The 255-nt window shown below is 42.0% G+C and carries 1 protein-coding gene; it reads left to right on the top strand.

All coding sequences use genetic code 11. The annotated features are described in order from the left end of the window. Nucleotides 1–255, top strand: a 255-nt coding sequence (locus tag KH893_RS12945; RefSeq protein ID WP_281166414.1) for a HAMP domain-containing protein, incomplete at both ends; no start/stop codon positions are given.

The raw sequence follows: 255 nt of genomic DNA, 5'->3' as shown, positions 1-255 counted from the left end.
TCGTGGCGATTATTCCGGACAGGTACAGATTTATGGTCAGGATGAATTAGGACAATTAGCACAGGCTGTTAATAACTTATCAATTCGAGTTGAGGAAGCACAGGAAGCATCGGAAGCTGAACGTCGATGCTTAGATAGTGTTTTGTCACATATGTCAGATGGAGTAATTGCCACTGATCGCCGTGGTAATGTGATTATCATGAATGAAACTGCTTCAGAGGATCTGGACATTGATGCTAATATTGCTGAAGGACA

Source organism: Liquorilactobacillus sicerae (assembly GCF_029916425.1).
GTDB classification, from domain to species: Bacteria; Bacillota; Bacilli; order Lactobacillales; family Lactobacillaceae; genus Liquorilactobacillus; species Liquorilactobacillus sicerae.
This window is presented reverse-complemented; position numbering and strand designations above follow the sequence as displayed.